This window comes from Grimontia indica (genome assembly GCF_000333895.2).
GTDB lineage: Bacteria > Pseudomonadota > Gammaproteobacteria > Enterobacterales > Vibrionaceae > Enterovibrio > Enterovibrio indicus.
In genome coordinates, this window is record NZ_ANFM02000006.1 from 34,971 (window position 1) to 48,901 (window position 13,931).

Consider the following 13,931-nt stretch of genomic DNA (forward strand, 5'->3'; position numbering starts at 1 on the left):
TGATGTTCCACTCATGCTTTTACAGAAGTCTCAAGTCTAAAACTCTATGCAGCGCTCTGGTTTCTCCGTACATACCATTCTGTAATGTAATCAGCCAATGCAAGAACCGCAGGTTCATTTGCGCCGGGTTTGACTGCTATTCCATTTGCAATTGCCGTTTCGAGAGAATTTGAATTCACATGCTCAAGTAAATCCATTTTTTCGGTGACCGAACAAGCGGCGATCAGAGAGACCGCCATACCAGATTCAATGGCCGCATTTAAGCCATGGAAATCAGCTGCGGTGAGAACGACTTGGTGAGAGATATTTTCACGATTTAGTAATTCCAACGCCAGCCGCCCCCAACGACAGTCACTTTCTATCGCGACAGGTAAAGGCTTGTCTTTGCAGTAGCTTACGTGGCGCGACTTCGCCCAAACAAGCCTTTCGGTAGAGACTTGAGTAACTGGGTATAGATCATCATGAATATTCACTAAAGCCAGATCCAGTCGTCCATCTTGAACCTGTTTCAACAACCGTTGGCTGCTGTTACTTTGTACGGATAACTGTAGATTAGGATAGCGCTCGGTAAATCCATTCAAGACGCGTCTAAAAATCAGGTTAACGTAGTCATCGCAAACACCGAATTTCACCATGCCGTTCATATCCGGGCTATGGAAATGTGCGACAGCTTGATCATTGAGGTTAAGCATTTGACGGGCATAACTGACCAAGGTTAAGCCATGAGAAGTAAGAACATGTCGCCTTCCTTGTTTCTGGAAAATAGACACGCCCGCTAACTCTTCAAGCTTTTTCATCTGCATGCTCACTGCTGATTGTGTCCTGTGAACGCTGTCTGCAGCCGCTGCGAAGTTCCCGCAATCTGCTATCGCTACCAATGTACGAAGTTGGTCAATGTCGAAATTGGTCATTACTTCAACTCCTTTGAAGTATTTTGAAAGAAATATTGGCTTTTCTGATTAATTAAATTGATTAAATATTGCACTGTCAAGAAGGAAAACAATAACAACGTCAGGGGAGAGCAGGCATGGTAGTAAAAACCAACGAAAGTGACTTAATCAGTGATGACCAGCGAGGAATCCATCGCTTCGTAAATCAAGGCGGGATTGTCGCCAGACTGATTCATGGGTTATGGCGCTTTAATCGCAAACATTTTTTGATTGAAGATCTTTCTAAAAATCTAGATGACGAACGATTTCTAAAAGATGTTGGTTTGACGCGGGCACAAGTAGAAAAAGAAATACAGAAGCTTCGTCAAAGTAAAATTTAAGAATCGAGTCCTTGGATGCTTCCAACTATCCGACCGCACGCCAGTCTGGTGCTGCGGTATTTTTTTACCCCATCGATCCTTCAGTAACGCCACGAATAATGAGTGTTCAATTGATTTGTGTTGTTAATACAACTGAAAAACTCTGCTGTTTTACTGGCCTTTGGGATGTGAAGGATAACCGCCTGAATCTATAGGCGTGTTTTGTACTAAAAATTTGGCATGACAGGATTTGGCTGACTACACTTTTAGTAACTTAATGAATATGAATCAGTTTTTGTTATCGCTGTGGATGTGGGTTTTGACAAAAACTTTACAACCGACCTGGTTTTATGTGATTATTGTCACCATTGATGTCGACCATATTGCTTATGCTGGTATAATATTGCGACGCAATACAAATTAATGAGCGATAGAACACTAAGCAATGTCTCTTTCGTTCAGTTGCTTTTCAGCAACACTTGGTAAGATTTTTTTCATAACAATAAGGTTTGTCGTTAGACAAATCATTGGACACAAACAGTCACTGGGCTTTGGTTTGGCCGCCGACAACTCAATGATTGGTCCAATTTTGGCGTTACTGCATAGCTGGACTTTACATTCGCTTGCTGCGTGAAAAGTCAAATAAGTAACCGATACCCGGCTTCCATGGACCGGGTTTTTTATTGCCTGAAGTAAACGAAAAAGATCCAAATTAGAAACAAAAAAGCCAGACTGATGTCTGGCTTTTGTCATTTTGGAGTGTGATTACTCGCTTTTGGCAGATTCTTCTTCCGCTTTTTCAGCAATCACTGCGAATTCGCGGGTAGGTTTACCAACGATAGAGCGGGTAGGTTCTTTAACTTCAGCCAGAACGACTTCAATGGTATCGCCAAGCTGGAACTCTTTCACGCCATCAACAGAAATGGTGCCAGCGTCGCCATTACATTCGATGCGTTTCTTGTTGTCCACAATCAGCGGCGCCGGAATAAACGCCATTGCGCCATTTTCCAGCAAACGAACACGCATGCCTGCACGGTTGATATCGAAGATCTCCGCGGTAAAGGTTGTTTTCTCGGCAACGCAATCTTTAAGAAGACGGACATACAACCAATCTGCCACATCGCGTTCTGCCATTCGATGGTGTCTACGGTGCAATGCCAATTCTTCACCGATCATTTCGTCTGGTGTTTGAGCGGCATCTTCACCACGAATAATGGCTTTCAGAAGACGGTGGTTGACCATGTCGCCATATTTACGGATTGGAGATGTCCATGTGGCATAAACATCAAGGCCCATGGCGAAGTGTGGCGCTGGTGCATTACCAATTTCACTATAAGACTGATACTTACGGATGCGGTTATCCAGATAAGTGGTTTCCTGTTCATTCAACCAACGACGCAGAGCACTGAATCCTTCAATTGTTTCCAGTGATTCAGCAGTCACGTTGCCGCCGTGACCATTGATAAGCTCAACTGCATCCGCCATTTTCTCTGGGTGGAAGCCAGCGTGGGTGTTGAATACGCCGAAGCCAAAGTGTTCACGAAGTGCACGCCCAGCACAAATGTTTGCCGTGATCATTGCTTCTTCTACCATGCGATTTGCAATACGACGAGGATCCACGTGAATCGCGACAACGTCGTTGTCTTCGCTAAGTTCGAAGCGGTAGTCAGGACGATCTGGGAAGGTCACAGCATTTGCTTCACGCCATGCCATACGCGCTTTAGCCAGACTATGTAGTGCATTCACTTGTTCAGCAATGATCTCTGACGGTTGCCATTTATCACAAGAACCTGTTTCCAGGAGATCAGAAACATTGTCATAAGCCAGTCGGCCTTGAGACTTAATGGTCGCTGAGAAGAATTGCGCATCTTCTGAGATAGTGCCATCTGCCAATAGGGTAACGCGGCAGCATAGAGCAGGACGAATTTCTTCGTCACGCAGTGAGCACAAGTCGTCACTCAGTTCGCGTGGCAACATTGGAATATTGCGGCCCGGCAGGTAAATAGTGAATCCACGCTCACGCGCTTCTTTATCCAGATCAGTACCTTGAGCGACATATGCCGTTGGGTCTGCAATCGCAATGGTCAGCGTGAAAGTGCCATCTTCGTTTGCCACTGTATGCAGCGCATCGTCCATGTCTTTGGTGGACTCGTTGTCGATAGTAATAAAAGGCAGGTGAGTCAGGTCTTCACGAACCAAAGATTCGTCCAGCATTTCCCAGCTAGGCTGTGGTGCCGGTTCTTGGTTTGGCAGATTATGTTTAGCCAGCGTTACCCACCAAGGCGCGATCTTGTCATTGGCATCTGTGATTTTCTCACTGATTTCACAGAAAAAGTTATTGTCGCCTTTCAATGGATGTTGAATCAGAGTAGCGACGACCCAGTCACCTTCAGACAGTGCATCACGGCTCAAACCTTTTTTTGTTTTTGCGCGGATGGCATCTTTAAGTTGAGGGCTATCAGGCACGACATTCAACTTGTCGCGGATCATTTTTACACGGCCAATGAAACGCTCTACCGATTGTTCAATCAGCTCGTCTGGCTCAGCCACTTCTTTTTCTTTTTCGGTGCGGATAAGCGCGACGACTTTATCGCCATGCATGACTTTTTTCATGTATGCAGGCGGAATGAAGTAGCTGGTTTTACTGTCTACTTCGAGGAAGCCAAACCCTTTTTCGGTTGCTTTGATCGACCCTTCTTTTTTGGGAATGGTCTCTTTGATTTGTTGCTTTAGCTGTGCAAGTAATGGATTGTCTTGAAACATTAGCCTGGTCTCAGATTGTGAACCGCCACACTATACGGATTCGGTAGCCCAAAACCAAGTCATCACTCATTAAACCTACGTGACGATATCTGTTACGCCTTAGCGCAAACTGAGAGGTAAGTCAGCGAAATGAAACAAGAATGAACATTTCTCTCGCAAACTTGATGTAACGAAGAGGCCATATTCAACATTAATGACAGAATGACACTTTCGTAAAGGGAAGTAACGGTTTGGCGTATGGAAAGTGCTGAAGTACAGCAAAGGTGTACAGCTGAAGATGTGTCGAGCACGCTGGATAAATGGTGTGAAGACATCTTTAGCCGTCTGGTCTGTGAAAACGGAATCAACAATATTGCTCTGTTTGTCTTAGTCGATGATAAGCTGAAGCTCATCGCCAGCCAGACACAGGATGTATTTAACTTTTACCCAGCCTTCAAACCCTGCGAAGAATATAGTGGGTACTATATTGACTGGGAATCCCTCGCCAACAAGCACAAACAGCATTTTTCTTTTATTTCCGAACTGGCATTCAACGGTGGTTGGCAGCAAGACAATCAGCTCTGGGAACATGCCGTCATTCCTCTGTATAAAAGAGAGCATCGGCTTGGGTATCTGCTGGTTGAGGCTGAAACATCAACCCGCGACCGCAGACTGTCCGAAAAAGGCTTTGACTGGGTGCGAGAAAATGTCGATACGCACCTGAAATGTAAAATCCTTGCGCATCGTCTAAATCAGCAAAACGTCAAAAGCCGTAAAAGCGAACTCGACCTCGCGTTACATAATCACACGCTTGCTTCGCAACTGGGCTACCTGAAAAACTTGCATGAAATTTCCCTACGGTTTACCAAAGCCACCACTATTAATTCCTTATGTCGGATTGCTGTCGAATTAGGGCGGGACAAGCTGCAAATTGATCGTATGGGTATTTTCCTGTGTGATGTGGAAACCCACAAAATGTGGGGGACCTGGGGAACGGATCCTGATGGTCAGGTGGTAGACCGTTCTGAGTTTTGCCAGGAAATGCCAAATACGCTTTTCATGGAAGAAGCCTTTACCAAAAAAAATGAACTGATCGTAAAAGAAAACGTGCCCCTTTATTTTGGAAAGGAGCAAGTGGGTATTGGCTGGAATATCATGATGGCGATGTGGGACGGTGATGAGTGTATTGGTTGGCTGGCTGCAGATAACCTTCTATACCGGACTCCTCTTGATGAGCCGAAAAAAGAAGCGATAAAACTGCTTGCCGCCTCAGTTTGCCAGAAAATCGTTAAGCTTAGGCACACAGAAGCGTCTGATGCCCGATACAGTCAACTTGTTACCATCAATAGTGAGCGGGAATCTGAATTAAAGGCACTCAAGCATAAGTTGTTTACCAAGAAACGAAATGAACGCTGGATGGGTATCACCGATCAGGATACGGGCTTGCCGAATGCTTTGGCAATGCAAATGGCATTGCCCGGGTTGTTAAAACAGGCGAGAAAAGAAAAACAGCGGATTGCGGCCCTGTCTATCGATATTGATTGCTTTGCAGGGTATCGAAAATTTTATGGCGATGTGGCTGCGACAAATTTAGTGAAAAAACTGGCTGATGTGATGGAAAGACAGGTGGGTTCGCACCTTTCGGGGATGTTTGCTTATTCGTCACCAGGAACATTTTCTCTTCTTTTATTACATGATGATGATTTGATGCTGCGAGAAGTCGCGGAAAGCATGGTGCATGGTGTATATCATCTCAATATTCCAAACAAACCTTCTGCGAACTATCAGCGTGTGACCTTGAGTCTTGGCATGACACTCAGCTCAGTTTCAGTCTTTACCCGAAAACTTAAAATCATGAAACGCGCAGAGAAACTGAAAACAACTGCGATTAAGTTGGGACAAAATAGAGTTTGTCTTGACTAAAAAATCAAACCTCACCACAGAGCCTTGCCTGAAATAACAGCAATTTGTTTTCGAAATAGGCGTTTGCAGTCAAAAAGCCATCAGTCGTAGAAAGAATTGTGAACTTGTTCAATTTTTTCTGGCTTTTTTTGGTCTAGTGGCGCAGAATGCACGCCTTATTTGTCGAGGCCCGTAGCGTTAGATACTGTTACAGAGAGTAGGAAGTCACTTAGTTCTGAGTAGTGACCCTGTATCAGTGAATAATAACAGTGCGAAACCGCTAGCAGGGGCCCCGTTTTTTTTGTCTATATATTGGGATCCCAATGCAAGATACTGTTACTGAATTTCGCCAGTTAGATCTGGCTGAAAACATTCTTTCTGCTCTTGACGCAATCGGCTTTGTAGCGCCGACTCCTATTCAGGCAGCTTCAATTCCTCTACTACTGACCGGTGTTGATGCACTCGGTAAAGCACAAACAGGTACCGGTAAAACCGCGGCATTCTCTCTGCCTCTGCTGAACAAACTGAACCTGAACCAGCACAAACCTCAAGCGATTGTTATGGCTCCAACCCGCGAACTGGCAATTCAGGTTGCGGCGGAAGTAAAACAACTTGGCCAAAACATCAATGGCCTGAAAGTTCTCGAAATCTACGGTGGCGCGTCGATCGTTGATCAAATGCGTGCTCTGCGCAGCGGTGCTCACATTGTTGTTGGTACCCCAGGCCGTGTTAAAGACCTGATCAACCGTGAACGTCTGCAGCTGGACGAAGTACACACTTTCGTTCTGGATGAAGCTGACGAAATGCTGAAAATGGGCTTCGTTGATGACGTTACCTGGATCATGGAACAAGCGCCAGAATCAGCACAACGTGTTCTGTTCTCTGCAACCATGCCTCCAATGGTTAAAGAAATTGTTGACCGCTTCCTGCGCGAACCTGCTCGCATCGACGTAGCAGGCAGCAACCGTACTGTTGAGAAAGTTGAACAGCAGTTCTGGGTTGTTAAAGGCGTAGAGAAAGACGAAGCGATGTCTCGTCTGCTTGAAACTGAAGAAACTGACGCATCTATTGTATTCGTACGTACCCGTCAGGACACCGAGCGTCTGGCTGATTGGCTGAGCGCGCGTGGCTTCAAAGCTGCCGCACTGCACGGCGATATTCCACAGTCTCTGCGTGAGCGTACTGTTGATCATATCAAACGTGGCGTTATCGACATTCTGGTTGCGACTGACGTTGTAGCACGTGGTCTTGATGTGCCACGTATTACTCACGTGTTCAACTACGACATCCCATTCGATGTTGAATCGTACATTCACCGTATCGGTCGTACAGGTCGTGCGGGGCGTGCAGGTAAAGCAATCCTGCTGGTTCGTACTAACCAAATCCGTATGCTGCGTACCATCGAGCGTGTGACATCTACCCGTATGGAAGAAATCCAACTTCCACTGCGTGACAAAGTCGCTGAAGCACGTCTGGCACGTCTGGCTGCTGATCTGCAAGAGCAGAAGGAGTCTGACAGCATTGAAGCGTTCGTTGGTCTGGTTGAAAAACTGCAAGAACAAATCGATGTAGATGCGGCAACACTGGCTGCAATGCTGCTTCAACGTCAGCAAGGCAAACGCCCGCTGTTCTACAACGGTCCAGATCCAATGATCGCAGCGATGGAGCGTGACAGCCGTCGTCGTGAATCTCGCCGTGATGATCGTGGTCCACGTGATCGTTCAGAGCGCGGTGAGCGTCGCAGCTACAACGCAGCAGATTGGGACACTTACCAATTGCAAGTTGGCCGTGATCAAGGCGTACAAGTTAAAGACATCGTTGGTGCAATTGCTAACGAACTGGGTCTTGAGAAGCAATTCATCGGTTCAATCAAGCTGGCAACCGGTCACACTTACGTTCAGCTTCCGAAGAAAATGCCAAAAGAAATCCTGGGTCAGTTGAAGCAACTGCGCATTCGCCAGAAAGCAACTGATGCACAACTGGTTGAAGGTCACGTTGACATGTCTCCACCACGTCGTCGCAATGGCGGTGACCGTAACGGTGGTGGCGAGCGCGGTCCACGTCGCTTTGATGACCGTGGTCCTCGTGGTGGCAATCGTGGTGAAGGTCGTGGTGATCGTGGTGGTCGTCGCTTTGACCGTGACCGCGGTGGCGACAAACGCTCTTTCCGTGGTGAGCGCCGTCACGCTGACGCATAATCTGCCCGTTTAGCAATTCAATATCCCAAAGCCCGCTTTTAAAGCGGGCTTTTTGCATTTGTGTGGCTTTGAAATATTTACTTACGTATTTGCTAAATCAATAGACGCTGTTCCAAGGTTTGGGACGAGGCTGTCGGATTCGCACTGCTATATTGTTGAAACAGCAAGCCGAAACTGGGCGTTAACTCTGTAACCCACGCTCCATCATTGATGTAGCTTGGGTAAAGATGTGCATGACTGATTCCAGACATTTAAACAATCTGGGGTAGGTCGTGTAGGTTGTTTCCCTGTTTGAGGACTGTTTTATGCTGAATATGCAGTTTGATCAGCGGGTGATCATAGACACCACCGATATGGACTGGCAGCCATCGCCTTCGGATGGTGTGTTTCGCAAGCCTCTTGCCAAAGAGGGAGCCGAACGTGGGCATGCCACCAGTATTGTGAAATACGCACCCAAGTCTTCCTTTTCCCGTCACGAACACCCTTTAGGAGAAGAAATTCTTGTCCTTGAAGGCATCTTTTCTGATGAAACAGGGGACTATCCGGCAGGTACCTATATTCGGAATCCCCCCGGCTCTTCCCATGCGCCCTATAGCGAAGTTGGATGCACCTTACTGGTTAAACTTCATCAGTTTTCAGCTAACGATCGCAATCAGGTACGAATCAATACGCGTTCGGAAGAAGATTGGATAGAAGGTCAGGGGCGCTTGTTGATGCTTCCACTACATGAATTCAATGGCGAGCAGGTTGCCATGATTCGATGGCCAGCGGGACAGCACTTTTTCAATATTTCCCATTTCTGCGGTGAAGAAGTATATGTACTCGAAGGGGAGTATCGAGACGAATTTGGCAGATATGGGCAGGGAACCTGGATACGTAATCCGCATATGTTCGAATACAACCCATACGCAGAGGAAGACACTTTACTATGGGTAAAGGTAGGACATCTTCCTTATCCTGGTGTCAGTTGAAAATAGATGGCTGGTTGAACACAGAAGAATGTACAGATTAACCAACGACGATTGATATCATTGCATGTTTTATCTTCATGGACGTAAATCTGAGACAAATGTCTTCGTGGTTTATCGCTAGTATGTTGGTTGAGTGCAGGGCTCAAACTTATGAGCCTTTTTCTTGAAAGTGCCTCAGTGGCAACAGGACATGACAGACTCGGATGTTTCAGACAGACAGCCCCTTCCAGATGCAGTTTTTTGAACTGGCACCTGTACCCATGGTAATTATCAATGACCTCGGCGAGATCATTCAGAGTAACCGTGAGTGTCAGCAACTGTTCCAGATTATGCCAGATGAAGCCAACATCGACGGTTATCTCAGCTCGGCTACGTGGAATGAAGTTATCCGTTACTTTCAGGTCGTTTCCCAGGCGGTGCAGCATGAGCCATTTACCAAAGTTGTCCGCCTGACAAGAAGCAAAGATACTTACATCCTCAAAGTGAACCTACTCAATACGGTTCCCTGCAACATCTACATTGTGGCACTAACCCTTTACTATCCTGATGATGAATTGAATGAAGCCCTTCAGGAACGGTTACCTATGGGCATGGCACGTGTGGATACTGAAGGTCGTTTTATCAGTGTGAATCCAGCATATTTGGCCATGTTGGGTTATGGGGATGAAGAGATTCAGCCACTGACTGAGTTTGATCTTACTTACCATTCTGATGCAAACAGCGAAAAGCCGCTGCGCGAAAACCTTACGTTGCGTTCGGGCAACCAGTACAGAGTCGACAAACGTTATATTCACAAAAATGGGCATCAAATCTGGGTGCGTGCTTTTGTTTCTTCGATTACCTGCAAGTACACCAATCAACAGCAGTTTCTGATTGCCGTGTTGGATATCCATGAAGAAAAGCAATTGCAGGAAGCTATTACCACATCAGAGCGACGGTTTCGTGCGATCGCTGAGAATGTCAGTTCCGTGGTGTGGATTTCTGCTGCGGATCCTGAGCGCCTGTTTTACGTCAACAAATGCTACGACACTATCTGGGAAGAGAAAGTCGAAGTTCTTTATCACGATCCTCGCGCCTTCTTAAACAAGATCCATCCTTCTGAAAGAGAGATGGCAGAGAGAACACGTTTTTCCTCATCAACCGACTCTTGGAATATTAACTATCGACTGTTGTTTGATGACGGCAGAGTGAAACACATCCGGGACAGCGGCAACTGTGTTTTTGATGGAAACGGTGAACTGATTTATCGCGTAGGCACACTGACTGATATCACCGCAGAGATTGACCAAAGGGATACCGTGGTTGTGATGGCGAAAAAGCTGCGGGAAATGGTGGAATACGATTCGCTGACCGGTATTAAGTCACGTCATGCCATCATGACGGACATACAGGAAGCTTATCAGGAGTTCGATATGACCAGCGATCCATCTGTGCTGGTATATATCGATGCAGATGGTTTTAAGAACATCAACGATTCTTACGGGCACGACGTAGGCGACAAAGTCTTGAAAGCGATAGCCGGACATTTGACCTCAAATATCCGTGACTCCGATGTCGCTGGTCGAATTGGTGGTGATGAATTCGTTGTACTGCTCAGACACACCGCCACGGCAGAGATCCCACACATTCTTGAACGCCTGAAATGTGACATTGAGAGTGATGGTCTTCCGGAAGGTGTCAATGTGTCGATAAGTCTTGGTGCGATTGAGCTTTCAGAGAAAGTTGTATCAGCAGAACAATGGCTTAGCGAGGCAGACAAAACCATGTATCAGCACAAACGATCGCGAAAGAAAATGCGCCTCAGTCGAAAGCATTAGAAATGACCACTTCGCAGCTATTCTATGTTTTACCAAGATAATCTGAACGTTACTGACTCACCGCCATTTATCATTCCTCGCTAACTCGTTGATTTTCTGCTTCTGACACCATTGATGGTAGCTAGAATCTCAGTCTTCTAAGACTTTTTTCTGATACCTATTATCTGTTTCGAAAATGAGACAGTTGAGTGTAACGCTTCCGAGTATTCTCTTTGTTGAATAACAGAGGGAATGGTCATGCAGAGTGTTGTTGAGGTATTTGGTACCGCGCTTGCCAGCTATTACAACGGCAATAAATCAGGAAAACTGATTGTGAGGGAAAACAATGGTACATCCGTTATCCCAACATCAGATTTCTTTCGCCGTCCGGAAGATGTCGCCACCGACAGAATTGCGTTGTCTTATTGCCGACGAAGTGTGTTAAACGTGGGCGCTGGCAGTGGGGAGCACTCTCTCTACCTGACAGCTAAAGGCATTAAGGTTACCTCGATAGACAGTTCACCAATCGCCTGCGCGATCATGCACCAGCGAGGTGTGCCATCAGTGGTATGCGGTCATCTGTTCGATCAACACCCAATGTTTGACCGCACCTTTAGTTGGCTGGCACTTCGCGGTGTGATTGGCCAACTGGGAAATATTCGAAATTTCTTTCACTTTCTGAATCTGGCGCACCGTAATTTGTATCCGGGCGGCAGATTGATTTTAAGCTCAGAAAACCTTCGTTACGAAGGCTATCGCACACGTCATTTGACGTTTGAATTTGACGGGAGAGTGAGTGAGGAAGTGCCGTGGTTTGATATCGGCATGTCTACACTCCGAAGAGTGGCAGACAGTCACAATTTTAACTGTCGCATCGTTTACTGTGATGACAGCAATAAGTACGTGGCTTTGCTGACAAAACGGTAAACAAGACTTTTCCTAAGTCGGTATGGAAAAATGGGGCTTTAGAGCCCCATTATTTTTGAATACTTATCTACGCAATCTACAAAATGCGCACGTTCATTTTCATCTGAAATGTCTCTTGCCTGTTGTGCAAGAACGCTTCTCTCAGCCAGCGCATTTTTCACCTGCCACACCGAATAAGCTGCTTGCTTATCAAGTTCAATTTTTTGTTTTTCATCAGGTGGCAGCAATGCAAGGTTGTGGCTCATAGTAACTCTCTCTTTGTCATAATGTGCCCAGAATAAAATGAACGATCAGGCAGGGCGATAACATAGCGAAGAGCACCAGTTTCGACAAGTGTTTACGCCGCACTTACGCCTCGCTGACATTGAGAAAGCGCTTCACCGTTATGATTTTGTCTATGGAGAGGTAGGTAACAAGCGGGGATTTATGGAATTTACCTATCATGACAGGCAGACACTTTATGACGCGTGGATGTCTTACAAAGCGAAATTACGAATCACCCAAATTGAGATGGCCAAACGCCTTGGGGTGAGTCAGTTGGACTTCTCAAAGACCATGCGCGGTGATGTTCCAATGGATCGAAACTTCGTTTTCCGTTTCTGTAAAGAGATGGGGTTGGATCCCGGTAGCTCACTACCCAGTCTAAAAGACAACAAAAACATCATGAATAACGGAGCCATCGTGGTAAGAACCTCTTTAACCGTTGATGGCACCATTGCCAAGGTCGAATATTCAGGCGACCAAGTGTTTATCGAATACGTGAAAGAAATTTAAAAAGCCGTCCTTCGGGACGGCTTTAGTGTTTCTGGAGATGAGAGATTTTACTTCGTTACCATCTTAGAGATTTGTTTTGCCTTCTCTTCGTCTGACAGATTAGACGGAGGAGGAACCAGTAAACCTTTCTGGCAAGCCGGTCTTTGTGCCAACTCATCTACCCAGCGTTGCAAGTGCTCAAGACCGGAGATATCGACGCCACTCCATTCATGAATGCGAACCCATGGCCAGGTCGAGATATCTGCAATTGTGTATTCATCACCAGCCAGATAACGATTGTTAGCCAATTGACCATTCATGACCTCGAACAGGCGACGCCCTTCGTTTTGGTAGCGCTCGATCGCAGCTGGAATTTTCTCAGGGAAGTAACGATAGAATACATTAGCCTGACCCATCATTGGCCCAACACCACCCATTTGGAACATCAACCATTGCAGCACTTGGCTTTTCTTCTTTGGATCGGTAGGAAGGAATTTTCCCGTTTTCTCTGCGAGATAAATAAGAATTGCACCTGATTCGAAAACTGCGAAGTCATCATTGTCTTTATCGACAATCGCTGGAATACGGCCGTTGGGGTTGATCGCCAGATATTCAGGTTTCTTCTGATCTGCGGCCATCAAATCAAGCGCGTGGTACTCGTAAGGAAGCCCCATTTCTTCAAGGGCAATCGATATTTTGTAGCCATTCGGCGTTCCTGCAGTGTAGAGCTCAATCATATTTTCAATCCTTGTTATTTCGAGTTGGCTTCGATGAACGCTTCTCGTTGACTGACTTGCTTATACCAACGCTGAATAGAGGGCATGCTGTCATCGATGTGAATATCAATGTGCTTTATAAAATCTACCATGATATAAGCGGAAATGTCCGCCACGGAAAAATGCTCCCCGGCCAGATAGGTTGACTGCGAAAGTCTCTCTTCCAGTACTGGCAAAAATTCGATGTTTCTTAATTTACTTTCTTCACCCCAGGCTTCAACACAGCGCTCACGGTCACTGTATATGCCAGTAAGATTTCTAAATGCTTGGAAAGCAGTAAAGAGACCTTGAAGTTCGACAATTCGGTTCCACATTTCCACTTTGCCTATCTCTGCTGGCGTAGAGCCGAACAAACTGTGGTCAGTTGGAAAAGCGGCATCCAAATAACGGCATATCGCAATGGACTCACAGATCGTTGTGCCATCATCTAACTCTAAGAAGGGGATGCGTCCGTTTGGACTCATTGCTTTGAATTTGTCTGTTAGGTTTTCGCCGCCACGAATATCGACATGCACTGAAGGAATATCTATTTTCTTTTCAGCAAGAAAAAGTCTAACGCGCCGTGCGTTAGGTGCTGGTGCAAACTCATGTAGTTTCATGGATATTCCTTCTGTTGT

General features: G+C 46.1%; 12 protein-coding genes. 7 read left to right on the top strand and 5 right to left on the bottom strand.

Features of this window, described 5'->3' with window-relative positions; translation table 11 throughout:
• Positions 1–44: 44 nt before the first annotated feature.
• Positions 45–911, bottom strand: a complete 867-nt coding sequence (locus D515_RS02485; protein WP_002535755.1) for a LysR family transcriptional regulator — start codon at positions 909–911, stop codon at positions 45–47.
• A gap of 116 nt (positions 912–1,027) precedes the next feature.
• Between D515_RS02485 and D515_RS02490 the strand changes: the two genes are divergently transcribed.
• Positions 1,028–1,270 (top strand): hypothetical protein, encoded by a 243-nt coding sequence (locus tag D515_RS02490; protein WP_002535756.1) that lies wholly within the window; start codon positions 1,028–1,030, stop codon positions 1,268–1,270.
• A gap of 744 nt (positions 1,271–2,014) precedes the next feature.
• On the opposite strand, the gene D515_RS02495 is transcribed toward D515_RS02490, so the two are convergent.
• Positions 2,015–4,012: an exoribonuclease II gene (locus tag D515_RS02495; RefSeq protein ID WP_002535758.1), complete on the bottom strand. Its 1,998-nt coding sequence runs from the start codon at positions 4,010–4,012 to the stop codon at positions 2,015–2,017.
• Positions 4,013–4,249: 237 nt separating this feature from the next.
• On the opposite strand from D515_RS02495, the gene D515_RS02500 reads away from it, so the two are divergent.
• From D515_RS02500 to D515_RS02520, 5 genes are all read left to right on the top strand, one after another.
• A complete protein-coding gene (locus tag D515_RS02500; RefSeq protein ID WP_002535759.1) occupies positions 4,250–5,914 on the top strand; it encodes a diguanylate cyclase domain-containing protein in 1,665 nt (554 codons plus the stop codon).
• A 302-nt stretch (positions 5,915–6,216) separates the two neighbouring features.
• Positions 6,217–8,091 (top strand): DEAD/DEAH box helicase, encoded by a 1,875-nt coding sequence (locus D515_RS02505; protein ID WP_002535760.1) that lies wholly within the window; start codon positions 6,217–6,219, stop codon positions 8,089–8,091.
• 305 nt (positions 8,092–8,396) lie between these two features.
• Entirely contained in the window at positions 8,397–9,062 is a 666-nt protein-coding gene (locus tag D515_RS02510) for a cupin domain-containing protein (RefSeq protein WP_002535762.1), read from the top strand.
• A gap of 203 nt (positions 9,063–9,265) precedes the next feature.
• Positions 9,266–10,879: a sensor domain-containing diguanylate cyclase gene (locus tag D515_RS02515; RefSeq protein ID WP_039849535.1), complete on the top strand. Its 1,614-nt coding sequence runs from the start codon at positions 9,266–9,268 to the stop codon at positions 10,877–10,879.
• A gap of 237 nt (positions 10,880–11,116) precedes the next feature.
• Positions 11,117–11,785 carry a methyltransferase domain-containing protein gene (locus D515_RS02520; RefSeq protein ID WP_002535764.1) on the top strand — a complete coding sequence of 223 codons (669 nt, stop codon included), beginning with the start codon at positions 11,117–11,119 and terminating at the stop codon, positions 11,783–11,785.
• Positions 11,786–11,823: 38 nt separating this feature from the next.
• Here the strand turns inward: D515_RS02520 and D515_RS02525 are convergent, their stop codons facing one another.
• Positions 11,824–12,030, bottom strand: a complete 207-nt coding sequence (locus D515_RS02525; RefSeq protein ID WP_002535765.1) for a DUF3283 family protein — start codon at positions 12,028–12,030, stop codon at positions 11,824–11,826.
• A gap of 181 nt (positions 12,031–12,211) precedes the next feature.
• Between D515_RS02525 and D515_RS02530 the strand changes: the two genes are divergently transcribed.
• A complete protein-coding gene (locus tag D515_RS02530) occupies positions 12,212–12,559 on the top strand; it encodes a helix-turn-helix domain-containing protein (protein ID WP_039849536.1) in 348 nt (115 codons plus the stop codon).
• A 47-nt stretch (positions 12,560–12,606) separates the two neighbouring features.
• Here D515_RS02530 and D515_RS02535 read toward each other — a convergent pair whose 3' ends face one another.
• Both D515_RS02535 and D515_RS02540 read right to left on the bottom strand, forming a co-directional pair.
• Positions 12,607–13,275, bottom strand: coding sequence for a glutathione S-transferase family protein (locus D515_RS02535; RefSeq protein WP_002535769.1), 669 nt, complete (start codon positions 13,273–13,275; stop codon positions 12,607–12,609).
• Positions 13,276–13,289: 14 nt separating this feature from the next.
• Positions 13,290–13,913: a glutathione S-transferase family protein gene (locus D515_RS02540; protein WP_002535771.1), complete on the bottom strand. Its 624-nt coding sequence runs from the start codon at positions 13,911–13,913 to the stop codon at positions 13,290–13,292.
• Between the last annotated feature and the right edge of the window lie 18 nt (positions 13,914–13,931).